Source organism: Streptomyces silvisoli (assembly GCF_029269905.1).
Lineage (GTDB): Bacteria > Actinomycetota > Actinomycetes > Streptomycetales > Streptomycetaceae > Streptantibioticus_A > Streptantibioticus_A silvisoli_A.
In genome coordinates this window covers 11,002-36,538 of sequence record NZ_JARJBC010000003.1, presented here as the reverse complement: position 1 = coordinate 36,538, position 25,537 = coordinate 11,002, and the positions used below count along the sequence as shown (strand labels likewise).

General features: G+C 69.0%; 16 protein-coding genes and 1 pseudogene. 6 read left to right on the top strand and 11 right to left on the bottom strand.

Going from position 1 to position 25,537, the window contains the following annotated elements:
- The first annotated feature begins 68 nt into the window (after positions 1–68).
- The 3 genes and pseudogenes from P3G67_RS05645 to P3G67_RS05635 form a co-directional block, all read left to right on the top strand.
- Complete coding sequence (locus P3G67_RS05645; RefSeq protein WP_276092475.1) at positions 69–1,232, top strand: acyltransferase family protein; 1,164 nt, start codon at positions 69–71, stop codon at positions 1,230–1,232.
- Between the two features lie 334 nt (positions 1,233–1,566).
- Positions 1,567–1,863 (top strand): hypothetical protein, encoded by a 297-nt coding sequence (locus P3G67_RS05640; protein WP_276092474.1) that lies wholly within the window; start codon positions 1,567–1,569, stop codon positions 1,861–1,863.
- A 675-nt stretch (positions 1,864–2,538) separates the two neighbouring features.
- Positions 2,539–3,885, top strand: a pseudogene (locus P3G67_RS05635) (transcriptional regulator); the annotation flags it as partial.
- 293 nt (positions 3,886–4,178) lie between these two features.
- On the opposite strand, the gene P3G67_RS05630 reads toward P3G67_RS05635, so the two are convergent.
- The 6 genes from P3G67_RS05630 to P3G67_RS05605 all read right to left on the bottom strand — a co-directional run bounded on the left by P3G67_RS05630 (position 4,179) and on the right by P3G67_RS05605 (position 15,886).
- Positions 4,179–4,709, bottom strand: coding sequence for an ATP-binding protein (locus P3G67_RS05630; protein WP_276092473.1), 531 nt, complete (start codon positions 4,707–4,709; stop codon positions 4,179–4,181).
- A gap of 219 nt (positions 4,710–4,928) precedes the next feature.
- A complete protein-coding gene (locus P3G67_RS05625; protein WP_276092472.1) occupies positions 4,929–5,837 on the bottom strand; it encodes a hypothetical protein in 909 nt (302 codons plus the stop codon).
- 330 nt (positions 5,838–6,167) lie between these two features.
- Complete coding sequence (locus tag P3G67_RS05620) at positions 6,168–12,482, bottom strand: type I polyketide synthase (protein ID WP_276092471.1); 6,315 nt, start codon at positions 12,480–12,482, stop codon at positions 6,168–6,170.
- 115 nt (positions 12,483–12,597) lie between these two features.
- Entirely contained in the window at positions 12,598–13,941 is a 1,344-nt protein-coding gene (locus P3G67_RS05615) for a beta-ketoacyl synthase N-terminal-like domain-containing protein (protein WP_269854731.1), read from the bottom strand.
- Between the two features lie 84 nt (positions 13,942–14,025).
- Entirely contained in the window at positions 14,026–14,235 is a 210-nt protein-coding gene (locus P3G67_RS05610; RefSeq protein WP_269854730.1) for a DUF5988 family protein, read from the bottom strand.
- A 784-nt stretch (positions 14,236–15,019) separates the two neighbouring features.
- On the bottom strand, positions 15,020–15,886 hold the full coding sequence (locus P3G67_RS05605; protein ID WP_276092470.1) for an IPT/TIG domain-containing protein: 867 nt from the start codon (positions 15,884–15,886) through the stop codon (positions 15,020–15,022).
- Positions 15,887–16,357: 471 nt separating this feature from the next.
- Here P3G67_RS05605 and P3G67_RS05600 point away from each other — a divergent pair, with 471 nt between their 5' ends.
- A complete protein-coding gene (locus P3G67_RS05600; protein WP_276092469.1) occupies positions 16,358–16,663 on the top strand; it encodes a hypothetical protein in 306 nt (101 codons plus the stop codon).
- Between the two features lie 44 nt (positions 16,664–16,707).
- On the opposite strand, the gene P3G67_RS05595 is transcribed toward P3G67_RS05600, so the two are convergent.
- The 5 genes from P3G67_RS05595 to P3G67_RS05575 form a co-directional block, all read right to left on the bottom strand.
- Positions 16,708–17,694 carry a hypothetical protein gene (locus P3G67_RS05595; RefSeq protein WP_276092468.1) on the bottom strand — a complete coding sequence of 329 codons (987 nt, stop codon included), beginning with the start codon at positions 17,692–17,694 and terminating at the stop codon, positions 16,708–16,710.
- Positions 17,679–18,146 carry a peptidase inhibitor family I36 protein gene (locus P3G67_RS05590; protein WP_276092467.1) on the bottom strand — a complete coding sequence of 156 codons (468 nt, stop codon included), beginning with the start codon at positions 18,144–18,146 and terminating at the stop codon, positions 17,679–17,681. Before P3G67_RS05590 ends, P3G67_RS05595 begins: the two co-directional genes overlap by 16 nt.
- 564 nt (positions 18,147–18,710) lie before the next feature.
- Positions 18,711–19,454, bottom strand: coding sequence for an IPT/TIG domain-containing protein (locus tag P3G67_RS05585; RefSeq protein WP_276092466.1), 744 nt, complete (start codon positions 19,452–19,454; stop codon positions 18,711–18,713).
- A 285-nt stretch (positions 19,455–19,739) separates the two neighbouring features.
- Complete coding sequence (locus tag P3G67_RS05580) at positions 19,740–20,423, bottom strand: hypothetical protein (RefSeq protein ID WP_276092465.1); 684 nt, start codon at positions 20,421–20,423, stop codon at positions 19,740–19,742.
- An 819-nt stretch (positions 20,424–21,242) separates the two neighbouring features.
- A complete protein-coding gene (locus P3G67_RS05575; protein ID WP_276092464.1) occupies positions 21,243–21,926 on the bottom strand; it encodes a pyridoxamine 5'-phosphate oxidase family protein in 684 nt (227 codons plus the stop codon).
- Between the two features lie 413 nt (positions 21,927–22,339).
- Between P3G67_RS05575 and P3G67_RS05570 the strand changes: the two genes are divergently transcribed.
- Both P3G67_RS05570 and P3G67_RS05565 read left to right on the top strand, forming a co-directional pair.
- Positions 22,340–23,023, top strand: a complete 684-nt coding sequence (locus P3G67_RS05570; protein WP_276092463.1) for a helix-turn-helix domain-containing protein — start codon at positions 22,340–22,342, stop codon at positions 23,021–23,023.
- A gap of 45 nt (positions 23,024–23,068) precedes the next feature.
- Positions 23,069–25,468: a glycoside hydrolase family 65 protein gene (locus P3G67_RS05565; protein ID WP_276092462.1), complete on the top strand. Its 2,400-nt coding sequence runs from the start codon at positions 23,069–23,071 to the stop codon at positions 25,466–25,468.
- The last annotated feature ends 69 nt before the right edge of the window (positions 25,469–25,537 follow it).

Sequence of the window (25,537 nt, the reverse complement as noted above, 5' to 3'; positions counted from 1 at the left end):
GGGCGCCGAGCGGTGCGCGTCCGCCGCGGGCCGTGCGCCGAGAACAGAGTTGGAAAGGAAGCCTCGGCATGAACCCGGGCAGACCATTCGAGCCACCTTCGCAACCGCGCACGCAGCGGACCGCGAAGACCACCGCACGCCCCGCTTCCGCACGCCTGCCCTCGCTGACCGGTCTGCGGTTCGCCGCCGCGGGCGCAGTGGTCTACACCCACGCCAGACTGCTGGTCAGTCCGCACCTTGTCGGCACGTTCGGTCCCGAAGTATGGGTGAGCATGAGCTCTGTGTCGCTCTTCTTCATCCTGAGCGGCTACTTGCTCACCCACTCAGCGCGTCCGACCGACACCGCGTGGACTTTCTGGCGGCGACGCGCTGCCAAGATCCTGCCCAACCATGTGTTCACCTGGTGCGTCGCGGTGGCGGTGCTGGTGGGCGCTGGTGGCGTGGCCGCCATCAGCGGCGCCGGAGCAGCGGCCTTGGTCGCCAACCTCTTGCTGGTGAACACCTGGATTCCCAGCAGTCGTTTCGTGTTCGCCGGAAACCCCGTGTCGTGGTCACTGGCCGCCGAGATGTTCTTCTACCTGCTCTTCCCCGTGCTTCTGCCGAGGGTGGAGCGGCTGTCGCGGCGTGGGTTGCTGATCGGCTCGGCCATGGCGATCGCGGTCGTCTGGACCTGGCCGGTGCTCTGCGGGTTCGTCATCAACCCCGCGGGTGCCTTCTTCCCCGGCTACTGGTTCCTGTACGTACTGCCCGTCACGCGTCTACCGGAGTTCCTCCTTGGCATGATGGTGGCCCGTCTCTCCATGACTGGCGGTCGGCTTCCCCGGGTCGGTGCCGTGCCGGCCGGGCTCAGCGCGGTGGGCATGGTCGTCTTCAGTGGCGACCACCTCTCCCACACCTTCATGTACGCGGCGGTGAACGTGGTGCCGCTCGCCCTCCTGGTCCACGCGACGGCGCGGCTCGACCTCGAAGGCAAGCCGTCGCTGCTACGCGCCCGACCAGTGGTGTTCCTCGGCGAGATCTCATACGCCATGTATCTCGTTCACGCGCTGGTGCTGACCGCGGCGTTCGTATGCCTGACCGATCGCGGATGGAGTCGTGGCGCCGCGGTTGTCGTCGCCCTGCCCCTCGTCCCGCTTGCGTCCTGGCTGCTCTACGTGACGGTGGAGCGGCCGTGCATGCGTCAGTTCGCTACTGCGCGCCGCTGTCATACGAGGGAGCCCTCGAACAAGTGAACGTACAACATAACTCCCGGTGGCCGACGGGCGTTGCTTGGTGGCCGCACCGCACCGCACCGCCCCGCCAGCGGCGTCACCCGCGCTCAGGCGGGCACACCTCACCAGGTGGCGGGGGGAGGTGTTTGGGGATCCGGTGGGGGGCGCGTTTCGCTCGCGCGCTGGTCGTGCACCGAGCGCCGGTACCGCGCACCTGTCACCATGCATCGCCAAGCGTGTTCATGTGGATACATTGAGTGATCCTCGGCTCCTGCCGAGCGGAATGGCTTGGCGGAGCGTAAGAAGCCAGACGGCAACTGGTCGTGTATCAGCTTGGCTCGACAAGGAGAGGTCCATGCGGCTGGAACAGTTGACACCCGCACAGGTCGACCTGCTCATCGAGGCGGAATGCACCGCGGCCGAGAAGGCCGAGGTGAGGGCGGCGGTCCGGCAGTTGAGGGATTCGGTCTTCGCGTGTCTGAAGCAGTCCGCCGACCAGGGCGTCGCGGAAGGGCTGCTGCTCGCCGGCGATCTGCAGAAGGTCCGTGCGGGTTTCTCCCGCAAGGTCAACCGGATCGCCGAGTCGGCCCGGCGGCGTTACCTCGACCGAACCCTCCATGGCCGCGAAGTGGGAGACTCGTTGGGCAGCTGACGGGAAGGGGAAACGGGTGGTCGCCCCCAGTGCGCCGCGTGACGCGGGCGGTGCTGGTGTGTCAGGCTCTTGCGCCAGCCGTCGCGGTGGAGTGAATTCGCGCGGACGCGGGTGTGACCGGCCTTGCGGCCGGTGTAACGGGACTCGCAACAAGGTGCTAGTGCTGGTAAAGGCGTGCGGGCGAGCGCCGGTTGGTGAATCTGCGGATTTCAGGGGTGGAGCCACGGCGTGGGTGGTATTTTCCGAAAGGAGCCCGCTTACAACGGGCGCAATGTTTATCCGGCGGTTCGTATCCGGGGCGCCGGGGGCGTCCTTCCAGTCGCCATGCTGAGGCGACCTGCACGGGTCCCGTTCGCCGTGATGCCTGACGAAACCTCTGCCGGGCAGATGTGGTAGTCGCGCTGCGCTCGATCGCTTACACCTCGAACCTATGGGCAGGATTGCGCAAGGGTGGTTTCGGGGCGCGTTGATGTACGGGGTGGTGAAGGCGGCGGCAACGCATATGCTGCCCACCACCTGACACCCATTCGCGCGGACGGTTAAGTAAAGTCTTGAGCCTCTTGGTATGTTCTCTCGGCATATGCCCCCATAATCAACCCGGGGATGCGGTGTGTGTCGGAGTGCACGCAATTGAGGGGACCGCGGATGGAGATTTTAATTGAAGGGGAAACGACGATGTCGGCCCGATCGATCCTTGCGCGCCAGCCGAATGAACGGCTGCAGGCCCTCATTCAGGAAGCGGGAGTCTCCAACGCCGGCTTGGCACGACGCGTCAACCTGTGCGGGGCCGAGCACGGACTCGATCTGCGGTATGACAAGACGTCCGTCGGTCGATGGGTGCGTGGTCAGCAGCCACGCGGTCGGGTCCCCGAGATCATCGCCGAGGCCCTGGGGCGCAAGCTCGGACGAACGCTGTCGGCCGAGGAGATCGGCATGGCAGGCGGCAAGAACCCGGCGTCCGAGGTTGGTTTGCACTTCGCGCCCACCGTGCCCGGCGCGGTCGAGCAAGTGTGTGACCTCTGGCGCAACGACGCGGGAGGCCGCAGCCTCGTGAGCGGGGGGACGCGTCCGGTCTCGGCGTTGGTCGAGCCGAGTCGGGACTGGCTGATCACCGAGCCGGACACGGCCGTCGCGAGGTGCGGTGGGGTGCGGGTGGTCGCCGCGGATGTGGCGGCGGTCCGGAAGGCGACGGAGTACGTGGTGGAGCTCGACCACCGGTTCGGCAGCGGACATGTGCGCCCGATCGTCGTGCACTACCTCGACAGCGTCGTGTCCATGCTCCTCACGGGCTCGTACGGAGAGGAGATCGGGCGGCAACTCATGACGGCCACAGCCCGGTTGACCGAGCTCGCGGGGTACATGGCTGTCGACACCGGCCGCCCTGGACTGGCCCAGCGCTACTACATCCAGGCGCTACGGCTGGCGCAGGCCGCGGGCCGCCGAGGCTACGGCGGCTATGTGCTGGCGTCCGGGATGAGCCATCTCGCCGGGGCCCTCGGCAGCCCCCGGGAGGTCGTGCAGTTGGCGCGGGTGGCTCAGGAGGGTGCGCGTGGCCATGTCACACCCACCTCGGAAGCGATGTTCTACGCGGCCGAGGCGCGGGGGCACGCGTTGCTCAGGGACGTACGGTCGTGCCAGGCGACAGCGGACAAGGCGATGGAGGCCCTGGAGCGCGGCAACGCGCAGGAGGATCCGGAATGGATCAGTCACTTCGACAGGGCCTATCTGGCTGATGAGTTGGCGCACTGCCACCGCGATCTGGAGCAGCCGGAACTCGCCGCCCGGTGGGCCGAGGAGGCGCTGGCCGGACATCCGGACACGCGCGTACGGCGGCGTGTCATCGACATATTGCTCCTTGCCGGCGCGCAGCTGACGACCCGGGACGTGGAACGGGCCTGCGAGACCGCGACGCGCGCCGTCGATCTGCTGTGCGGGTTGCGCTCCACCATCGGCACCGCGTACCTGGGCGAGTTCCGACGGCAGCTTGACCCATACAGACTCGTGCCGGCCGTCAGGGAGTTCGAGGAGTGGCTTGAGGGACGTTCACTGGAGGCATGCCCGGTGAACGGATGCCTGACCCCTTGCGAAGAGCAGGGCCGCGTGCCCAGTCAGCGCCAAGGGCCGTGGGACGTCAGGCCGTGACCTGAACGCCGCCTACGGGACGCCGTCGGCGGGAGGAGGGAGAGAGGCTGCGTGCGGCAGCGCGCCGACGGCCAGGTCGTTCCGGTCGCGTAGAGGGGGGATGGCGACCTGAACAGTCCTGACCGTCGGCTGTCCCTGCCCGCGCGCACCGTTCTCCGCGCGGGGACTGCTTTTCAGGTTTCCTGGCCGAACTCCTGGTGACGGCTTGGCGGTACGGGTACCGCCGCCCAGACGGAGCAGCTGCCGTCCGCGGCGAACCGCCTGCCCCAGCCGCGGGAGGCCCCGGCGACCAGAGTCAGTCCGCGGCCGTGGTCCCTGGCGCCCTCGGTGCGGCTGTCCGGCCGACTGGACCACGTCCCGCCCTGATCACGCACCTCCACGTAGAGCACACCGCCCGCTTTCCACAAGCGGCAGGTGATGTGTGAACTCTCCGTGTGCCGGACGGCGTTGGTAAGCAGTTCCGAGAGCACCAGCTGAATGGTGTACCGCGCGTCCTCGTCATCGATCCGCGCCGTGTCCATCCAGTACAAGGCGAGTCTTCGGCAGACTGGGACCGCCCGGTCCAGCGGTGGTGTGGAGATTACGAGGGGGGCTCCTGTCGGACGTCGGCCGAGCCGGGCCAACGCCTCCTCCGTGTCGGGCCACTCGTTGATCTGCCGGACGGTGAGCTCGATCTCGTTGGCGCGCGTGGTCGTCGGCAACATGGTGACTTCTCCCGTGAGTTGGGGGTCGGAAAAGAAGCCGCCTGCTACCTCTGGGGCCGGTCACCCCTGAAGGGTCGCAGTAACTCCTGGTGCGACTTCATGTGGGGGTTGGTGACACGCCTGCTCCGTATCGCCGTTCACTTGGCGGTACGGCTCCTCCGGTCGGGCCGGGGCGACGCCTTCCACGCCCGGGCCCGCCGGAGAAGCACCTCCGGGATGTCAGTGGAAGCAGCCGGGCACCGGTGATGGGCTACCGGCGCAGTTGGTCGGGGTGTTGTCGAAGACACCCGTGAGCACCAGGGACACCGTGCCGCCGTTGTTCAGGATGCCGCCGGGAGCGGTGGTGGCGTGGTTGTCCGTCACCGCGTCCAGGGTCAGTCTCACCGTTCCGCCGACGGTGGCGATGCCTCCACCGGATGAGCCCGCGCCGGTGGCCGAGTTGGAACCGAGGCTCGACAGGTCGCCGGTGACGCTGCCGCCGTGGTTGAGGATGCCTCCGCCCTGCGAGTTCGCGCCGGTGGTGGTGTTGTCGTCCAAGCTGCTCGCCCGCAGCGCGGCGGTCGCGGAGGAACCGTTGAAGATGCCGCCGCCCCCGGTGGTCGCCGTGTTGTCGGTGATCCGGGTGGCGAAGGTGTTGAGTGTGCCGGTGTTGGCGACGCCGCCGCCGTTGCCGCCGGTGGAGTTCTTCGTGACCTGGACGGCGTTGAGTGTGAGGATGCCCGCGTTGCTGATGCCGCCGCCGTCGCCGGTGGGGTTGCCGCCGCTCACGGTGAGGCCGCCGAGGGTGAGTTTGCCGCCTGAGGCGACATCAAGAAGACGGAAGGTGGCGGTTGCCGACGGGGCGCGGGTGATGGTGTCACCTGAGCCGACGACGCGGATGTCGCCGGTGATCTGCGGCAGGCCGTCCTCGCCTGTGACCGGGGTGGTGATGGAATAGGTGCAGCCGGGGGTCAGTAGTAGTTCACCGCTGCCCGCTGTGTTCGCGGCCGTGATCGCGGCCTGCAGCGCCGTTGCCGAACACGGGACGAGTACCGGCTGCGCCGCCGCCGGGGTGGCCGTCATGAGCGCCGACGCGACCATGCCCGCTGACGCCAGGCCGATCAACTGGAATTTCCTGCGAGGATTCATGACCTCTCCTGTACGCACGCTGTGCGTGGCTCTGCGAGACTCTTGTGCCTCTGTTCCCGAATTCGTCGGAGAACGCCTTGTGGTGTCTTCTGGAAACCGAGGTGAGGGCCTCTTGGGCCGTCCGTCCCGCTTTCCTTAATTGAACCAAGTGGCCGATTATCCCGGAAGTCGCAGGGTGGGCAAGGTGGATAAAGAGGAGCTTTTCAGGAGTCAAGGAGTATTAAGTGAAGAATACCGTTCATGGTATTCGGATGCCCCTTTTCCTGGGACGCGGCGGCCCGGATAGTGCGCCTGCGCGCACTATCCGGGCCAGGTGATCGTCGTTTCGCACTACTTGCCGGCCAGCTCCAGGCCCATGTGCTGGGCCAGGCCGTCCGCGAGCGCTGCGAGTGTGGGGTGCTGCCAGACGAAGTTGCTCGCCAGCTTCACGCCGAAGGCGGATTCGAGACGCACCCTCAGTTCCATGGCGAGGAGTGAATCGAAACCGAGTGCCTTCAGCGGCGTCTGCGGATCGACGGCATTGTCGCCCAACCTCAGAACGGCTCGGATGTGGTCGGAAAGGAAGGTCTCCAGTGCCGTACGGCGAGCCAGCCCGGCGGGCATTGCGGTCAGCCGCGCCCGGATGTCACTGGACTCCCCCGGAGCCACGGCCGTTTGCTCCTCGCCCGGCAGGACGAGGCGGAAGAAGGCCGAACCGCGCCCGGCGCCGGGTACCCATGTGCTCGGTTCTCCCGGAATCACTCCGGTTTGCACCCGCCGGTGTGCCAGGAGGGCGTGCAGGGCTTGTAGGCCCTTTTCGGTGGGGATCGTCCGGTAGCCGCGGGCCGCGAAATCGGTGGCCACGCCCGTTTCGCCCCACGGCCCCCAGTTGACGGCCAGAGTGGGCATTCCACGGGATGAACGCCAGGCTGCGAACCCGTCCAGCCAGGAGTTTGCGGCCGCGTAGGCGCCCTGGCCGGGATTGCCGAGCAGCGAGGCCATCGAGGAGAACACGGCGAACCAGTCGAGGGTGTGCCCCGCCGTGGCCCGATGGAGGTGCCAGGCACCGGTCACCTTCGGCGCCCACACCTGACGCAACTGCTCGTCGCGGATGTTGGCGACCGAGGCGTCGTGGAGGACCATGGCACAGTGCGCCACACCCCGCAGCCGCAGATCGTCGGCACGAGCGGCGGCCACCAGGCGCTCGGCGGTGCCGGGCACGGCGATGTCGCCCAGCGTGACCGTGACCTTGGTACCTCGCGCGGCCAACTCGCCGAGCACCTGCGACGCGGCGGGTGAGGGAGGGGTGCGGCCGTTGAGGACGAGGTGGGCGGCGCCCTGCTCCGCCAGCCAGCGAGCGGTCTCCAGCCCCAGCCCACGCAGACCGCCGGTGACGATGTACGACCCGCCCGGCCGCACGGTCAGCGGCCCGTCGGGCAGCACGGCGGTCGTTTCGCCGCTGTCGGGAACCGTCAGCAGCAACTTGCCGACATGGCCGGCGCCGGCCATGAGCCGGAACGCGTCGGTGGCTTCGGAGAGCGGAAACGCCGTGCAGTACAGCGGTTTGAGTTTGCCGCCTGCGAACTCGGCCAGAACCTCACGCAGCACCTTGGCGAACACCTTGGGCCGACTTCTTTGCAGTCCGATCAGGTCGACGGCGCGCATGGTGATGTTGTGGCGGAACGGCTTCAGGCCCAGCGGGGTGTCGGCGATGATGTCGCGCACCCCCAACTCGATGAAGCGGCCGAACGGACGCAGGCACTCAAGTCCCGCCTGGATGGCGGCTCCTGACAGGGAGTTGAGCACGACGTCCACGCCCTCACCACCGGTGGCCTCGCGCACCGCGGCGCAGAAGTCGAGCGTCCGGGAGTCCATCACGTGGGGGATGCCCATGGCGTGCAGATGTCGCCGCTTCTCCTCGCTGCCCGCGGTGGCCAGCACTTCGGCGCCGAGCAGTCGAGCGACGGCGATCGCGGCGAGGCCGGTTCCCCCGGTGGCCGAGTGGATCAGCACCCGTTCTCCCTGGGCGAGGCGACCGACGTGGCGCAGGGCGTACCAGGCGGTGAGGAACGCGATCGGCAGCCCGGCCGCGGCGATCGGGTCGAGCCTGCCGGGAATGCGCGCCACCGCGACCGCGGGAACGGTGACGAAGGAACCGAAGGCGCCGCCCCGCAGGTCGACGGTGAGTACCCGGTCACCCACTCGCACATGGTCGACGCCCCGTCCGACCGCGGTGACCACCCCCGCGCATTCGAAGCCGATCCGGTAGCGGATGTCCTCGTCACCCGGCAGCAGGTCCATGGCGGTGAGGACATCGCGGAAGTTCAACCCCGCGGCCATCACCCGCACTTCGACCTCGCCACTACCCGGCGGACGCCGTCCCGTCGCCGCGAGTTCCAGACTGTCCAGGTCACCGGGGCGTCCGACACGCAGCCGGAACCCGTCCACACCGTGGTGGACCGTGCAGGCCGCGGCCTTCTTCCGCTCGGCACTCGTCAGTGGGGCGCTCGCCAGTTGGGCCACGTAACGATGGCCGCCGCGCAGCGCGACCTCGTCCTCGTCGCCGTCCGCGAGGAGTTCGTCGGTCACGGCCGCCCACTCGGGGTCATCCGGGTCCGCGTCCACCCAGGTCGCCCGCACGTCCGGGTGCTCAAGTGCCAGGACGCGCACCACACCGCGCAAGGCGCTCGGCCCGAGGTCCGTCGTCTCCCCGGCCGCCACGGGGCGGGCGCCGCGGGTGACCACGAACAGCCGCGGGGCCTCCATCGAGTTGGTGGTGACCGCCTGGGCGATGCCGAGCAGTCTTCGGGTGCGCTGTAGTGATACTTCGGGGTCCGCGCTCGGCTGTTCCGCGCACACCACCAGCACGCCCCGGGGCGGGGTGGGCAGGGTCGCCAGTCGGCGGGCGAAGGAGTCCCGGACGGAGTCGAGCTCCGCGTCGTCCAAGGCGGCGTCACAGACCTCGGCCTGCGCCCCGGCAGTCCGTAAGGCGGCCGCCAGCCCGTCCGCGCCGCCGTCCGCCTCACCGATGACCAGCCAGTTCCCCGGCCGCTTCGCCGGAGTTGACGCGCGGCGCTCGGCCCTGTTCCAGCCGACCTCCAGGAACCACCGGTCGACCTCGGCGTTCTCCTGCGCGGCCCGGCGGGTGAAGAGCAGACCGTCGATGGCCAACACGGGCTTGCCCGCCTCGTCGAGCAGACGTACTTGTCCGACGAGGGCGTCCCTCGTCGCGTCCACCAGGCGGGCGTGGCAGTAGGCCGCTTCGGCGGGGTCACCGAGCAGTCGCGCCGCCTGCATGCGGACCGGCAGGACCAGCCCGCGGTCGCCGTCCTCCTGGGTCAGTTTCGCCACGACGACTTGTGCGCACTGGTCGACGAGCACCGGGTGGATCCGCAGCGAGGGGTCCGGTGTCCGAGCCGCTTCCGGAACGTGCACGCGGGCCCAGAAGCTCTCGCCGCGACGCGAACCCCGCAGCTCCTTGATACCGCTGAACGCGGGACCGTGCTCCAGACCGCGGGTGCGCAGACCCCGGTAGAACTCGGCGGGATCGAGCGAGACCGGGTGGCGCATGGCCAGCGTGACCGTGGACGCCGCGTGCGGCTGGGCCGGTGTGTACAGTCGGCGCAGCGTCGCGGTGGCCAGCAGCGTCCACTCTCCGCTGTCACCGTGTCCGAACACCTCGCACGCCGCCCGGTCCGGGGCGGCCATGGTGACGGTGGTGCTGATCGGGGTCCGCTCTCCGAGTCGCAGCAGTTCGTGGAACCGCAGGTCAGTGACCTCGACCTTCTCCGGGGGCTCGCCGAACGCTTCGCAGGCGGCGCTCAGCGTGACGGCGTAGTAGGCGGCACCGGGGAAGACGGGTGTGCCGTGGACCCGGTGGTCCGCCAGCCACGGCAGCGGTGCCGTACCCGCGTCGCCGTGCCAGCAGTGGCGGACCGGCTTCCCTGGCACCTCCGTGTGGCGGCCGGGTAGTGGACTTCCCCCCTGGTCCGTCCCCAACTCGGCTCGGGCTGGGGGTGTTTCGACCCAGTGGGGCTTTCGGTCGAAGGTCATGGTGGGTACGTCGACGAGGTTGCCGTCCCCGTACAGCACCGACCAGTCCACCTCGACCCCTGCGCAGTGCAGCGCCGCCAACTGGTTCCGGAAGGTGGCGGGTTCGTACTCGCCGCGGCGCAACGTCGGCAGCACCACCGGGTTCTCGACCAGGCCGGCCAGGTTGCGGCTGACGGAGTGGGTGACCACGGGGTGCGGGGCGATCTCCACGAACACCTGGTGGCGGTCGGCCGCGGCGGCGGCCACGGCCGCGGCGAACCGCACCGGTCGTCGCAGGTTCGCGCACCAGTACTCGGCGTCGAAGGCGGGAAGACTTCGCGGATCGTCGAGCACGGTGGAGTAGAAGGGGATCTCCGGGCGGTGCGGCGTCAGATCCGCGCACCCGGACCTGAGGTCATCGAGGAGCGGTTCCACCTGGGGGGAGTGGGAGGCGACGTCGACAGCGATCAAGGACGCCGGAACACCTCGCCCTTCCCAGTGCGCGACCAGCCGCTCCACCTCCTTGGCGTCGCCCGCCACGACGGTGGAGTCGGGTGCGGCGTGGACCGCCACCGCCACCGAACCGACGGCCGCCAGCTCCGCCTCCACCGCGTCGGCCGCCTGCCCGACCGTAGCCATGGCACCGGCTCCGGCGATCCGGGTCAGCAACTCGGACCGTCGGCAGATCACGCGTGCGCCGTCCGCCAGGGAGAGCGCACCGGCCACCACGGCGGCCGCCACCTCGCCCATGGAATGGCCGATGACCCCGGCCGGTTGGACGCCATGGGCGCGCCAGAGGGCCGCGAGCGCCGTCTGTAGGGCGAACAGCACCGGCTGCACCCGGCCGCAGCCGGTCACCGGCCCGCCGAGGCGGACGGCGTCGAGGACGGAGAAGCCGGACTCAGCGGCGATCAGTGCGTCGGCCTCCGCCAACGCCGCGGCGAACGCCGGTTCGCCTTCCAGCAGGCCGCGTCCCATGCCCGGCCACTGTGAGCCCTGTCCGGAGAAGACCCACACGGGCCGACGGGAGACCGCGGCACCCACTGCCCCCGCGAACACGCCTGGATGCTCCCGTCCGACCGCGAACGCCCGCAGCCCGTGGAGGAGTTCACGGCGATGGGTGGCGACCACGCCGAGCCGTCCACGCCCCGCGCTGCGACGCACGGCGAGCGTATGGGCGATGTCACGCAGTGGCACGAGGGCGCCGTCGTCCTCAAGCCAGTTGGCGAGTCGCCGCGCCGCGACCGGCAGCACGGCGGCGGATCCCGCCGGGACCACGAAGACATCCGGTGGTGACTGCGGCGCCTGCCGCGGATGCGGCACCCGTCGGTGCGCTGGTGTGTTGGATGCCTGTTCAAGCACCACGTGCGCGTTGGTTCCGGAGAACCCGAAGGAGGACACCGCGGCCAGCCGCGGCGGGTTGCGCACGGGCCACCGGGTCAGTTCGGCGGGCACGAAGAAACGCGTTCCCTCCGCGTTGATGGCCGGATTCCATCGATTGAAGTGCACGTTGGGCGGGATCAGGCCGCGGCGCAGGCAGAGCACGGCCTTGATCAGACCGGTGATGCCGGCGGCCGGTTCCAAATGACCCACGTTGGTCTTGACCGATGTCAGGGCGCACCGGTCCGAGCCGCTGCCGTACACCCGCGCCAGGCTGGCGAACTCCGTCGGGTCTCCGACCGGGGTGCCCGTGCCGTGCGTCTCGATCATTCCCACGTCGCCTGGCTGGACTCCGGCCCTGGCGAGCGCCTCGCCGAACAGGGCCTCCTGGGCGGCGGCCGAGGGGGCGGCCAGGCCATCGGATCGACCGTCCTGGTTGACCGCGGATCCGCGTACCACAGCCAGGATGCGGTCGCGGTCCCGGACCGCGTCGCTGAGGCGTTTCAGCACCGCGATGCCGCATCCCTCACCGCGAACGAATCCGTCGGCCGCGGCGTCGAAGGTGTGGCAGCGCCCGGAGGACGACAGCATGCCCATCCTGGTGAACGACAGCGTGGTCCTGGAACCGATGATGAGGGTGACGCCTCCGGCCAGGGCCAGGTCGCATTCGCCGGCGCGCAGCGCCTGGCAGGCCAGGTGGACGGCGACCAGCGAGGACGAGCAGGCCGTGTCCAACGCGACGCAGGGGCCGCGCAGTCCGAGCAGGTAGGAGATCCGCCCGGCGGCGACACAGTGCCCGTTGGTCAGGATCGAGCCTTCGAGTTCCAGGGGATGTCCGGCGAGACGATCCATGTAGTCGTTGTAACTGAGCCCGGCGAAAACCCCCGTGGACGTGCCGTCGAGCCGGTCCGGGACCAAACCTGCGTGCTCCAGTGCCTCCCAGGTGACCTCCAGCAGCAGCCTGTGCTGTGGATCGAGTACATCCGCCTCGCGCCCCGACACACCGAAGAACTCGGCGTCGAAGTTCGCCACGTCGCGCAGGAAGCCGCCTCGGGAAAGCCCCGTGGCCTGACCGGTCCACTCCGGCCACAGGTCCTGACGCTCGCGTGGTGGTGCTCCGACGGCCTGACGCCCCTCGGCCAGCAGACGCCACAACGCGGTGGGCGAGTGGACTTCGCCCGGAAGCCGACAACCGAGGCCGACAACGGCGATGCGCTCTGATGGTTCGCTGGGCGTGGGCATGTGCTGGCTCATCGGGGACTCCGTACTTGGTTCGGTGCTGCGTTGTGCCGGTCCAGCGGGGCCGGAAACGGTCACGCGGGGCGGGCCGCTGTGCGCGGCACCGGCCCTCAGATGGGTTCCGCGGCGGCTAGGCGGCGTCCGGACTGCCCAGCAAAATCACGTTCTTGACGCCGCCGACCTGGTAGTTGAAGGTCAGCGCGTAGTCGAAGTCGAGCGGCCGGGTGCGCATGCCCGGTACCGGATCGAACGTGAGGCCGTCCGCGGGCTGTTCGCAGTTGGCGGTGGGACACACTTGGCCCTGCTCCATCATCAGCAGGGTCAGCGCGACACCAAGGCAGCCCGCGGGAGCCCCGTTGTGGCCGAAGCAGCCCTCCTGAGAAGTCATCAGGACCGAGGACCCGGGGCCGTACAACTCCCTGACGGTGTTGGTCTCGAAGGCCGTCACCACCGGGTTGCCGTCGCTGCCGCCGTGGACGTACGGAACCTGCTCGATGTGCCACCGGTTCCCTAGGCACCTGCGCACCGCCGCCACCAACTCGGTGCCCGAGTCGTCGGACGCCAACGGGTTCGCCAGGCCGTCCCGGCTCATGGCGGTCGCGAGGACCTGGCCGTAGACCCGGGCGCCGCGCCGCTCCGCGTGTTCCCGGCTTTCCAGGACCAACGTCGCGGATCCCTCGCCGTGGTTGATGCATTCGGCGCGTCGGTCGTACGGCCGCATGAGGGCGTCGAAGGACGGCACGAATTCCGGCATGCCATCCGAACGGATCGACTCGTAGGTCTGTTGCGCGCCCCGCAGAAGGCGTTGGATGTTCTGGATCAGGCCGATGTTGAAGACGTCGACTCCGGTCACCACCGCGATGTCGACCTCGCCGTTGGCGATGAGCCGCTGGGCGTTCCCGACCTGCACGGCGGAGGAGGCGCAGCCGCACGACACCGTGAAGGCGGGGCCGTTGGAGCGCGTCATGGCTCCCTGCACCAGTGCGACGTCGGACGGGGTCACCGCCTGTTCGGCGGCGACGAAGAGTTCCATCGCCTCCATGGCCGTGGTCTTCTCCGGATCGGCCCGCTGAACCGAGAGGTAGCTTTCGATGTTGGCGTCCACACCGCCGCGTCCGACCAGGATGGCCGCGTTGCTCAAGTCGCCCGCGCGGAAGTCGAGTTCGGCGTCGGCACACGCCTCTGCGAGGGAGACGAGGCCGAAGCGGTGCGCTGAGGTGTAGTGGCGGGAGAAGAACGACGGGATTCCGGGCAGGCGTTCGTCGAACATCGCGGGGGACAGGTTCACCGAGCCGTAGTAGATCTCGTCCCGCACCAGGCAGGAAAGTCCGTGGGCGGCGACGTCCCACACCTGTCCGGCGGTGAAGACGGGTTCAAGGTGGCCGGGCAGGCAGAAGCCCATGCCAGTGACCATCGCGTTCCGTGCTCTGGGGCCGCCCTTGGCGGTAACCGCCGAACCGCTTGGCGTAATCATGTCGTGCTCCTGAGGCAGAGAGGCAGCATCTTCGTGGTTCCTCTGCTAATTCGACCTATGTCGTCGTTGACACGTGCACTGCCGCTACTCCGCAATGAACGTGCGGCAGCGCCATCGATACACCGGGACCTGCTCGCCAGCCACTTCCGCGTATTCCTCGGTGAATTCGAAGTGCTCGTACCCGTTGCCGTGGGGCACCTTGACCTGGCTCTGATCCTCTGGGGCCGGGGCCGTCCACACCCGTGGAGTCCCGGGTGGGCCGCCGACGAGCACCACGTATTTGTTTCGAGACATGATGCGCCTCTCGGTGGATCAGGTGGCGAGTCCCCTCTTTTGCCGACTCCGAATTGGCTGTTAAAAACGTTACCCGCTCCGGTGGTCGACCCGAAAGGTCGCGTGGGGATCGGTGTGGGTTGCCCATGGCGTCTTCGTGGTGAAAGTAGTTCGGTGCGACGGAGGCAGTCACCGTCAACTGGGCTGAGATTGGCGGGATCGGTATGTGGAACCTGTCCGGACGAGGAGAGGGATGCCTCGTCCGGACAGGGGCTTGTGCTGAGCAAGGCACCAAGTGCGGCAGTACCGTCGGGGCCGCTTCGTTCTTGGACGCCTCGACCGCTCGATTTCACGGTCTGGCGCATCAGCCGGTGCCGACGAAGCGGCACCGGCTGATGGATCCAATTCCTCCACCGAGGGTGCCCATCGCGGCACCGCGGCTTGTCCCGCCGCCAGGCTCCAGGTCGGGTCGGCGGTTGAGTCGGGTGCCACGCCCCCCGGGGAGGATGGGCGGCCCACCGGTTTGGATGTGACTATTAATTCACCGCGTTGAATCCGTCGGCAATGGGCTTGGGATGAAGTCACCCTAATGGAAGAGCGCATGTCATGGGGTGATTTCGTGCACTACCGTGTGCACCACGGTAGTGAGCCCCGCCATATGTCGGCAGGTTGGAATTACCATCGCCAACTCCCATGCTATACAAGGGATTTCGCAGCACGAGGCCGCCTGCTCGCGGAAATGTCCCCTGAGGCGTCAGCCCCCGCCGGAGGACCGGCGGGGGCTGACGTCATCGGTGACAGGGCGTCACGGGGAGGTGTAGGTGAAGCCGCCGGGCACCACGGCGGAGCCGACCGGGGTGGTGACCGTCACGGTGGCGTTGCCGACCACACCGGCGGGCGTGAGCCCGAACACCGCGGTGCCGGCACCGTTCACAACGATTCCGGTGGCCGGGTTGCCGTTGAAGGTGACCGAGGTCGTGCCGGACAGGTTGGTTCCGGTGATGACGAACGCGGTCCCGCCTGCGATCGAACCGCTGGGCGGGACGATACCCGTCACTACCGGCGCCACCGCGGCGGTGTAGGTGAAGCCGCCGGGCACATTGACGGAACCGGCCGGGGTGGTGACGGTCACGGTGGCGTTGCCGACCGTACCCGCCGGGGTGACGCCGGTCAGCACGGTACCGGTGGGGTCGACCGTGACACCTGTGGCGGCGTTCCCGTTGAACGCGACCTTCGCTCCGCTGAGGTTGGCGCCGATGATGGTGAACCCGGTGCCGCCGGTGGCCGGGCCGCTTGTCGGGTTCAGGGAGAACACGACGGGAGGCTGCGCGCCCAGGTAGGTGTACATGGCGGGCGCGCTCGGACCGGACGCGGTTGTGACGACGACCGGTACGGTCCCCGCGGCGTGGGCCGGGGCGAGAGCGATGATCACCAGCCCGATCGGGTCCTGGAAGAGGATGGTGGCCGGCGTGCCGCCGAAGGTGACCGACACGGCGTTGGCGAGACCCGAACCGAGGATCAGGACGGGATTGCCACCGGTGGTGGGCCCGGACGTCGGGACGATCAAGCCGATACTCGGCGCGGCCAGAAGGCCGGGAAGCAGGGAGGCCGCCCCGGGCGCCTGGATGCCGTATGGCACCACCGATGTCGGGATGTGGGTCGGGATGGACATGGGTGTCCTCCTCGTTGAGGTGGAAGGTGGAACGGTCGGCCGCCGCACACCGTTCGGGTGCTTGCTCGCGGTGGCGGTGAACCGGTGCCGCTGCGACGCTCCTGACTTCGTGGAGCATCGGCGGACATGGCCGGTGGCCGAAGGGGAACCAGTGGTCGTCGGGCCCCCGCGCAATGCGGAGGGGACCGGATCGAACCCGTAACGGCCGGGAGGAGATGGGCGGTCAACCGGCCGGGTTGATCCCATTAGCCCATAAGAAGTTGATCCCGGACAAGGAAGCCGACGCCGGTTCACCCGAACAGCGGGAGCGTCCGCCCCCGGCGCCCTGACTACCGGTCGCACATCTGCTTGTCACCTCAGCACCGTGTGCTCCGGACACCACCTCGTGCCACTCGGGAACACTCCCCGATGCGAGCAGCAGCCACCCCTTGTCGGAGGTGAACTGCATTGAAAAAGCGTCTACTTGCCGTGATGGGACCGCTCCTGGCCGCCTTGCTCGCCCAGCGCACGGCGTCAGCGCGACCGTACTCGCCCAGCTGGCACCTCGTCTTCGCGGACGCGTTCAACACCCCGACGAGGCTCGGCTCGTTCTCCGACTGCGGCCACAACGTGGACACACCGGCCGCGGTGCCGCGGGGCCGGTGCTCGGCGGCCGCGGTCCCGAAGAGGTTGATGGGACTGCGCTACGGCAAGCCCGAGGAACGCTTTCGTGTCGTCGGCGCCACATCGGGTTACAAGTCTGGCCATCACTGTACGACGACCGGGCCCGCCCGCTGACCTGCAAACATCCCCAGGTCAGCGGGGCGACAGCCCTATGTCCATCACCGTGCTGGAGGACTTGCGGAGCCAGCGGCGTGGTCATGTAGGGCCGTATCGCTCAAGACTGAGCGGGCCCGGGCCACGGCTGATTCCCAGCTCTCGGTGACCGAGCGGAGGAAGGACAGATTGCCGGCAGGGAGCTGGGCTGTCAGCTGCCGACGGGCTCGCAGCAGTATCGAAGGCAGGTGGGTGCGGCTCGCGCACTCCCCGTCGGCGACGGCTACCGCGATCTCCAGATGCCGGAAGCCGGAACCGCTCGCTCCCTGTTCGTGCTCCCGCCGCAGACGGGTCACGGCGGCCTCTGGACTGGCATACGGGTAGCCCCCCTTCGCCATACAGACGCGCCACCGGGCGAGTGCGGCCTGGTAACTGGCGTCCCGCGAGGCCTTGCGACTGAGCTGGTCGTCGAGCTGCTGGGGCACGTATGAGATCGCCGCCCACGCCTGCACATCACCGGCCAGTGCCCGCCGGGCACGTGCGACACATCCGGCCGTGGGCACGGCGGCCCTGCCGGTTCCGTACAGCGCGACCGCGGTTCTCGGTGCCCCCGGCCCGAACTGCACGTCGTTGAAGCGCTTCTGGTCCCTGGAGGGCAGCGAGGAGACGTAGGCGTTCGGGTTCGCGGTGGCCGCGGAGCTATCGCCGGGGGTCGATATTCCGTAGCCGTGCTGCTTACGCCCGTCGAGGTCGATGGCAGCGGCCTCGTTCTCGGGCACCGGCAACGACACCTTCGGGGTGGAGGGAAGGCGGAACCCCGCTCTGCTCAGGCATTCCCTGTCCAACTGGTCGAAGGCCGCCTGTAGTTGTGCCGCCCCCGTCGGCCAGCGGCCTGATCTGGTGGCCAGGTCCGTCATCGTGGTGGACACCCCGGCGGGCTCAGGAGCGGGGCCGGTCGACTGCGTGGCCGCTGTGCAGCCGACCGCTCCCGCTACCAGGGCACATCCGGTCAGGAATGCCGCGGCGGCCTTGCTGATCAACTGGGTGTGCACCAGTGGTTGGAGCTGATGCTGTCGTTGAACGACGGGTCGTTGTAGCCGGTGGCGAAGTCATCCACCCGGTCGCCGATGGACAGGCTGTGGTAGCGGCCGGTGTATCCCGCGTCAGTCCAGAAATAGACCGTGCACTGGGTGCCTTGGTTCTCGATGGAGCTGATGCAGTCGTTCCACGTGCCCGGATACGCGGTGCAGCCGGAACTGTTCGACAGGTTCATGTAGTTGGAGTTGTTGCCGGACACCTTGCCCATCGCGCCGCCCCGGTACGAATCCACCCAGAAACAGGCGTAGCCACTGCTCACCGGGCAGGTGTTGATCTGGGGAGTGAGCGACGTCGTGCCGCCTCGCGGTGCCGCCGTAGCTGCGGAGGCTTCGGCAGTGGCGCCGCAGCCCAGGGAGACGGCCGCTGCCAGGGCCGCCACGGTCCCGGCTACTTGTCTCTTTCGCATAGCGCTCGTTCCTTTCGGAAACCTCGAAGGGATCGCAGGGCTTTCGGTAGTGCGATCAGGCGCGTGCTGTGACACGCCGATGCTGCCTCATTCGTGTCGGTGCGCACACCGGGAAACTGGCCATCCCACCAGCGGTGGGCTGCTGCTGCTGCAACGTCCACGTCACCGGAGCCGTTCTGGGGGTCGGCCACCGCCGGGAAGTTTCTCCATCCGGGCAGGTAGTCGACCGATCCCGCTTCGGCTGCGGTGGCGGCCTGCCAGTCGGTGCCCGGGTCGGTGCTCGGGGTCTGTCGACGCGCCCCGTCCCAGCCTGGTTACTCCTCGGGCGCGCAGGAGTTGAGGTGTCCGCGAGATCACGCACCGGAAAGCCGCAAGCCAGCCCGACCGTCGGCAAGACGCTCCTGGAGAGCCCCGGCCGACTGGCCGGTGGGAAGGCCGACCGAGCCTCGTCACGGCGTGCAGTGGGGCCCACCTGGGCAGGGGCGTGGGACGACACCCTGCCCAGGTGGGCGGTCCGTGCGGCTGGTCGCGAGGGACCAGGCCGTCAGCGGCTTGGGCGGCGGGTTAGATGCCGGGCCCGGCGGTGTAGGTGAAGCCGCCGGTGTCGGTGACGCTGCCCGCGTTGGTGGTGACGACAACGTTCGCGGCACCGGCGGTTCCCGGCGGGGTGACCGCGGAGAGGGTGGTGTCGCTGATGACGGAGAACGGCGCGGGCGCGCCCGCGAAGGTGACCGACTGGGTGGTGGTCAGGTTCGTGCCGGTGATGGTAACCGCGGTTCCCCCGGACGTCGGACCGGAGGCTGGGGCCACCGAGGTGATGGTGGGCACGTCGACGTAGGTGTACGACAGGCCGTTGTTGGTGCCGCCAGCGGTGGTGACGCTGACGCCCACCGGGCCAGCCGCCGTGCCCGCGGGCACCGTGACGGTCAGTTGGCTGTCGTTGACCACGGTCGGGGTCGCGGCGGCGGTGCCGAAGTGCACCGCGGTGGCCGTGGACAGGCCGGTGCCGTTGATGGTGACGGTGTTGCCGCCGGCGGTGACACCGGAGACGGGAGTGATGCTGGACTTGAACGGCGCGCCGACGTAGAAGAACGACACCGGGTTGCTGGTGCCGCCGGGGGTGGTGACCGTCACCGGGACCGTGCCGGTACCGGAAGGTGAGGTCACGGTGATCGAGGTGGCCGTGTTGGCGGTGATGGTACCGAGTTTGGATCCGAAGTGCACGGCGGTGGCACCGCTGAGATTGGTGCCGGTGATGGTGACCACGGTCCCGCCACCGGTGGAACCCTGGTTCGGGGAGATGGGCATGACTGCCTCCTTCGTGTGACGTGCGTGAGTGACGCTGGACTGACGTGGATGAGCGAGACGCGACGAGCTGAAGACGGCCCTGGGATCCCAGGGCACCGAGCCTCGTTACGTATGGCCGCCGCCGGTGAGCCGCATCACGATGCCCATCGCGCCCACCTGCCCACCGATAACTTCACCTTCAGTGGGACACATTGGGCAGTGGCTACCCGCCGGCTGCCGTGCACCGTCGCCGCGGGGAGAGCCTCCTGTAGGGGCGACGCCGGTTGCGGACTCTGATCGAGCCGGTCAGCCGGTGCAGCCGGGCACACTGCCCAATGGGGCGCAGTTGTCCGGGGTGTTGCCGTTGACTTTGCTGACCAGCAAGTTCACCGCGCCGGAGTTGACGTAGATGCCGCCGCCGGAGTTGGTGGCGGTGTTGCCGGTGACGCTGCTGGTCATCAGGGTGACGCTGCCGTTGTCGACGTAGATGCCGCCACCGGCGATGGCGGTGTTGCCGGTGACGCTGCCCGCCGTCAGGGACACCGCACCGCCTCGGTCGGCGATGCCTCCGCCGGGGAAGGGAGCCACGGCGTTGCCGCCGCTGATGGTGATCCCGGTCATGTTGAGCTGGCCCTTGGTCCCCGGCACATTGGCGGTCCCGTCGACCTCCAGGATCCGGAAGGCGGAGGCGGACGGGTCGCGGGTGATGTTGGTTCCCATCCCCAGCATGGTGATCGGGGTGGTGATCGGCGGCAGTCCCACCGGCCCGTCCGACGCGCTGCCGTGCGCGCTGGTCAGCGTGTACGTGCAGCCCGGAGTCAGGAGCAGGGTGTCTCCGCCGTTCGCGTTCGCCCCGTTGATCGCGTTCACCAACGCGGTCTCGCTGCACAACACCGGGACCTGGGCGTGTGCGGTGGTCGGGGCCGCGGCCAGCGCCGCAGATAGGGCACCGACACCCATGACGGACCATAGCTTGCGGGCAGTTGGCATGACACGCTCCCTGCGTGAGGTTGCGAGCCACCACACCAACCAGCACCAACGAACAGCAATGGCTGGTCGATCCACGTCGTCCTCAGCCAAGGGAGCCCACGCGGCACATCAGCCGCCGCCACCACAAGAGCCGTGGCCGGGTAAACGAATAGGCCGCTTGCCACTCCCCCGGAGAGGATGGGCAGCCCACCGGATTAGACATACTCAGTAATCCATCAGAGTGAGCGGGCCTGCAATAACGTTGACGCCAAGTCACCCGAATGGAGGGGCGTACGGCCGGGTCGGCCGCCAGAACACCCAGGGTTCAACCTGTCACCCTCAGGGCCGACGAGCCCCTCACCCTGGCCGTACATCCAGTCGCGCGGGGAGGCGAGGCTGACGGGGGGTGGTCGCCATCCACCAGTTGTGGCTCGGTTTCTCGACGAAGAGGCTCGCGGTCACCGTCACCAGGACATCGAGCTGGCTACGCGGCCTGTGGGGCCCGCAACCATCCCCGCCCGCAGTGGTTGAGCACGGCGGTCCAGGCGATCGACTGGCAACGCCCCGGCTAATCTCTCGCCCCATGCTGGTGGCCCTGGTGCGGGCGGACAACGGCGAACGACCAGCTGTGTCCGGTTCAGGGTCGGGCGACCAGCGGTCAGTTGATCCAGAACCGGAGGTGCCTGATGAGGCGAGTGAAGAACGGCTGAGGGCTGCTGCAAGACGGAGCGGTGACGGCGGTATCGGCGTGGGTGCGTGGTCGAGCGCCGTCCCCATTTCGCGGTGTGCCGACCTCAGCAGTCATCCCCGACGGCGATGGCACGCGGCCTGGTCGTGGCGTCACACCGTCCCGATGGTCCGACCCGTCACCTCGCTGGGTGTGATGCGGATCCACAGGTCGCGTCGGCCCCCTGCCCAGGGCTGGGCCCCTGGCCGGTCAGCCAGAGTGCGCACGACGTCGGGGTCGGTGACGTGGTCTGCTGTGCCGGTCACAAGTACGCTCCATCCGTTCCTCGACTGCTCGTCAAGGTGGTCGGTTTCGAAGGCGAGTTGGTCTCCGGCGGACACCGCGGCCGCACCCTCCGGGTCGGTGCGGTAGACGATGGTGTGGGCGTCCACCAGGAAGTTGACCGGGAGCACCACGGGACCGGTGTCTGACGAGAGCCCCAGGCGGCCGATGCCGTGTGTGCCGAGTCGCTCCCAGCACTCGCGTTCGGACAGCCGTATGAGCACGGGATGAGCCGCCGCGGGTTGCTGACCAGGCGCTGCGTCGCGGCGGCCCGCCATCAGCTCCTCGTAGGGCATCTCCAAGGCGGCCGCCAGCCGCATGAGGGCGGCGGTGTCGAAGTCGTCGCTGGACCTCTCGAGCTGGCGCAGATAGGCGACGGACATGCCGGCCCGGCGGGCCAGCTCCTCCTGCGTCATCCCGAGCTGCCGACGACGCACGGAGGCGCGGGTGGCCATGGTGTCGCCCTGGGACGAGGCGCTGGCTGAGTCCTTTGGCGGCATTCCTTCGCCGTGCACGCTCGTTCCTCCGCATGTCTGCCCGTTGGTGTCCGCACCGGTAGGCGTCGCCGACGCCGCCTGGCTACTCCCCTTCCAGGGGATCAGAGCCAGCGGCATCCCGCCAGCGCTGAACGACCGCCTGAGAGGTCTCAGACCCGCGGGCCCACGGCCAGCGCTTCGGGGTTACGGTCCGGAACGCGGGACGTCAGGGAAGGATTCGATCCTCCCGCGGCTTCCCTGCTCACGCCGGCGCGAGGCCGCGCGACCGCATGGGCTGCCGCCGCTGAACGCCCCCCGGGCCCGCGGTGGCGCATCCGGGCGACCCATCCCATCCTGAGGTCAGGCCACGTCAGCAGCGCAGTCACCGGTGGTCCCGACAGGAGTGCCGCCCACTCGGTGTGTGGAGACCCGAGCGGAGAAAGTGAACCGCCATGTCAGAGCAGGAACCATCCGGCAAGGAACCCCGGACCGGCGGGCCGGAGCGCAGTGACTTCGGGCGTCGGGTGGCTGCGCGGCGTCAGGAGCTGGGGTTGACGCGGGACGAGGTGGCCGCTCGGGCCGGTGCGGCGGCGGGGTACATCAGGTACGTCGAGGAGCATCCAGCTCTGCCCGACGTCGGGTTGTTGCTGCGGGTCGCCGGGGCGTTGGAGACCACCGTGATGGAGCTGTGTGGTGGCGACGCTGACCTGCCGCCGGGGCTCGGCGAGGCCGCGTACCACCCTGAGCTGGTGGCGTTGGACGAGGCGCAGTGCCGTGCCCGGCTCGCCACCCATGGCGTGGGGCGGGTCTCCGTGACGACCGAGGCGGGACCGGCCATCATCCCCGTGAACTACTCCGTCATCGATGACGCGGTGGTGTTCAGAACGGCGCCGGGCACCGCGCCCGCGTCGGCGTCCGGAACCAAGGTCGCCTTCGAGGTGGACCACATCGACGAGGCGCTGAGTCAGGGATGGAGCGTGCTGGTCGTCGGGATGGCCCAGCGGGTCACCGACCCCGCGACCATCGCACGGCTGGTCGCGGAAGCACACAGCAAGCCCTGGGCGGGCGGCGACCGCGACACCTGGATCCGCGTCGAACCGGAACACATCACCGGCCGCCTGATCCAGGTGGGCTGATGGCATCGGCGGGCGCGCCTGACGCGCCGGGTCGGAAGGCCGGGCATGTCTGACTGGGCCTGGGAGTACGAGGGGTACGACCCGGCCCAGGAACGGCTGCGGGAAGCGTTGTGCACCCTGGGCAACGGCTACTTCGCCACTCGCGGCGCCGCCAGCGAGTCCTCGATGGGACCGGCACACTACCCCGGGACGTATGCCGCGGGCTGCTACAACCGGCTGGTCTCGACCGTCGCCGGACGACAGGTCGAGAACGAGGACCTGGTGAACCTCCCCAACTGGCTGCCGCTACGGTTCCGGATCCACGCCACGGACGCCGGGAGCGGTGGGTGGTTCCACGCCGACGACGGCTACCTGCGGGAGTACCGGCAGAGCCTCGACCTGCGCCGCGGCGTGCTCACCCGGCACATGCTCTTCGTCGACGACCAAGGCCGTGGCCTGGCCGTCGACCAGCAGCGCCTGGTCCACATGGCAGACCCCCATCTGGCTGCCCTGCGCACCCGCTTCACCGCGCAGAACTGGGCGGGTGAACTCGATGTCGAGTCCGCCATCGACGGAGACGTCACCAACGCGGGCGTCGCCCGCTACCGCGACTTCGAAGGCCACCACCTGACTGACTGGCGGACGGGTGCCGTCGATCCCGAGACGGTGTGGCTGCACTGCCGTACGTCCACGTCGGACATCGCCATTGCCATGGCCGCGCGTACCCGTGCCACGACGGGCACGCGCTCGGCCGTACGACCACGCGCCGAGCTGCGGCCCCGGAGCGTCACACAGCTGCTCGTCGTGCCGGTCAGGCGAGCCAAAGCGGTGTACGTCGACAAGACCGTCGCCCTGCACACCTCGCGGGACACGGCGATCAGCGACCCGCTGCACGCCGCCCTGGACCGCGCCGGCACCGCGATGGCGTTCCCGGAGCTGCTCGCTGCACACCACGCGGCGTGGGAGCACCTCTGGCAGCGGGCGGAGCTGCGGGTGCGGGGGGAGGCGGGGCGGATCCTGCGCCTGCACCTGTTCCATGTGCTCCAGACGCTCTCGCCGCACACCGCGGAACTCGACGTCGGCGTGCCCGCACGGGGACTGCACGGCGAGGCGTACCGCGGCCATGTCTTCTGGGACGAGTTGTTCGTACTGCCCTTCCTGAACCTGCACTTTCCCGAAGTCTCCCGAGCACTGCTCGTGTACCGCCACCGAAGGCTGCCCCAGGCCTGCCGCGCGGCCCGCGAGGCCGGGCGAGACGGTGCGATGTTCCCCTGGCAGTGCGGCAGCGACGGCCGGGAGGAGGCGCAGACGCTGCACCTCAACCCGCGTTCCGGTCGCTGGCTGCCCGACCACTCCCGGCTCCAGCACCACGTCGGCTCGGCCGTGGCCTACAACGTGTGGCAGTACTGCCAGGCCAGCGGCGACACCGAGTTCCTGCACACCAAGGGGGCCGAGATACTGCTTCAGATCGCTCGCTTCTGGGCCAGCGCCGCCGAGCTCGACGCTGGAAGCGGGCGGTACCGGATCCGCGGCGTAGTCGGTCCCGACGAGTACCACGACGCCTACCCGGACGCCACCAAGCCTGGCCTCGACGACAACGCGTACACCAACGTCACCGCCGCCTGGGTGCTGCACCGCGCCCTCGATCTGGCGCGCACCCTGCCGGTGCCCCGCCGCCAGGAACTCTTCGAGCGCATCGCCCTGGGCACTGAGGAGCTGGACCGCTGGGAGGAGGTGTCCCGGAAACTGCGTGTGCCCTTCCACCAAGGGGTGGTCAGCCAGTTCGACGGCTACGCGGAGCTCGTGGAGTTGGACTGGCAGAAGTACCGCGACCGCTATGGCGGCATCCAGCGTCTGGACCGGATCCTGGAGGGCGAGGGCGACACGACCAACCGGTACAAGGCATCCAAACAGGCCGACGTTCTCATGCTCGGCTACCTGTTCTCGCCTGGCGAGCTCTCGCGTCTGTTCCGGTTGCTGGGCTACGACGTGGACGACGACACCTGGCGGAAGACCGTCGACTACTACCTGCGCCGCACCAGCCACGGCTCCACGCTGAGCGAGCTCGTGCACGGCTGGGTGCTCACCCGGACCCGGCGCGCCGGAGCGTGGCAGTACCTGCAGGACGCGCTCGCCGAAGACGTGACCGATCTCCAGGGGGGAACCACGGCTGAAGGCATTCACCTGGGTGCCATGGCCGGGACGTTGGATCTCGTGCAGCGCGGCCTGACCGGTCTGGAAACCCGGGAGGACGCGCTGTGGCTGGACCCCGCCCCGGTGCCCGAACTGTCGGAGTTCAGCTTCTCCATCCGCTACCGAGGGCACTGGGGCGTGGCTCTGCACATGCGGCCCGGACAACTGCGCATCAGCGTCCCGTCCTCCGAAGAACAGCCGATCCGCGTCGTCCTCCCACATCGGGAGGTCAGCGTCGCGCCTGGTCACGCCCGATGGCTGGACCTGGTCTAGGGCGGTATGGCCGTACGACTGGCCCGGTGGGGGCAAGGCGAGCAGCATGGGAATCGCCCGAACGCCATC

Bases quoted from the DNA above. Each gene is read 5' to 3' on its own strand.
- P3G67_RS05620 (WP_276092471.1), bottom strand. From the start codon at position 12,482: ATGAGCCAGCACATGCCCACGCCCAGCGAACCATCAGAGCGCATCGCC.
- P3G67_RS05625 (WP_276092472.1), bottom strand. From the start codon at position 5,837: ATGAATCCTCGCAGGAAATTCCAGTTGATCGGCCTGGCGTCAGCGGGC.
- P3G67_RS05610 (WP_269854730.1), bottom strand. From the start codon at position 14,235: ATGTCTCGAAACAAATACGTGGTGCTCGTCGGCGGCCCACCCGGGACT.
- P3G67_RS05580 (WP_276092465.1), bottom strand. From the start codon at position 20,423: ATGCCAACTGCCCGCAAGCTATGGTCCGTCATGGGTGTCGGTGCCCTA.
- P3G67_RS05600 (WP_276092469.1), top strand. From the start codon at position 16,358: ATGGGACCGCTCCTGGCCGCCTTGCTCGCCCAGCGCACGGCGTCAGCG.
- P3G67_RS05590 (WP_276092467.1), bottom strand. From the start codon at position 18,146: ATGCGAAAGAGACAAGTAGCCGGGACCGTGGCGGCCCTGGCAGCGGCC.
- P3G67_RS05570 (WP_276092463.1), top strand. From the start codon at position 22,340: ATGTCAGAGCAGGAACCATCCGGCAAGGAACCCCGGACCGGCGGGCCG.
- P3G67_RS05605 (WP_276092470.1), bottom strand. From the start codon at position 15,886: ATGTCCATCCCGACCCACATCCCGACATCGGTGGTGCCATACGGCATC.
- P3G67_RS05645 (WP_276092475.1), top strand. From the start codon at position 69: ATGAACCCGGGCAGACCATTCGAGCCACCTTCGCAACCGCGCACGCAG.
- P3G67_RS05585 (WP_276092466.1), bottom strand. From the start codon at position 19,454: ATGCCCATCTCCCCGAACCAGGGTTCCACCGGTGGCGGGACCGTGGTC.
- P3G67_RS05640 (WP_276092474.1), top strand. From the start codon at position 1,567: ATGCGGCTGGAACAGTTGACACCCGCACAGGTCGACCTGCTCATCGAG.
- P3G67_RS05565 (WP_276092462.1), top strand. From the start codon at position 23,069: ATGTCTGACTGGGCCTGGGAGTACGAGGGGTACGACCCGGCCCAGGAA.
- P3G67_RS05615 (WP_269854731.1), bottom strand. From the start codon at position 13,941: ATGATTACGCCAAGCGGTTCGGCGGTTACCGCCAAGGGCGGCCCCAGA.
- P3G67_RS05630 (WP_276092473.1), bottom strand. From the start codon at position 4,709: ATGTTGCCGACGACCACGCGCGCCAACGAGATCGAGCTCACCGTCCGG.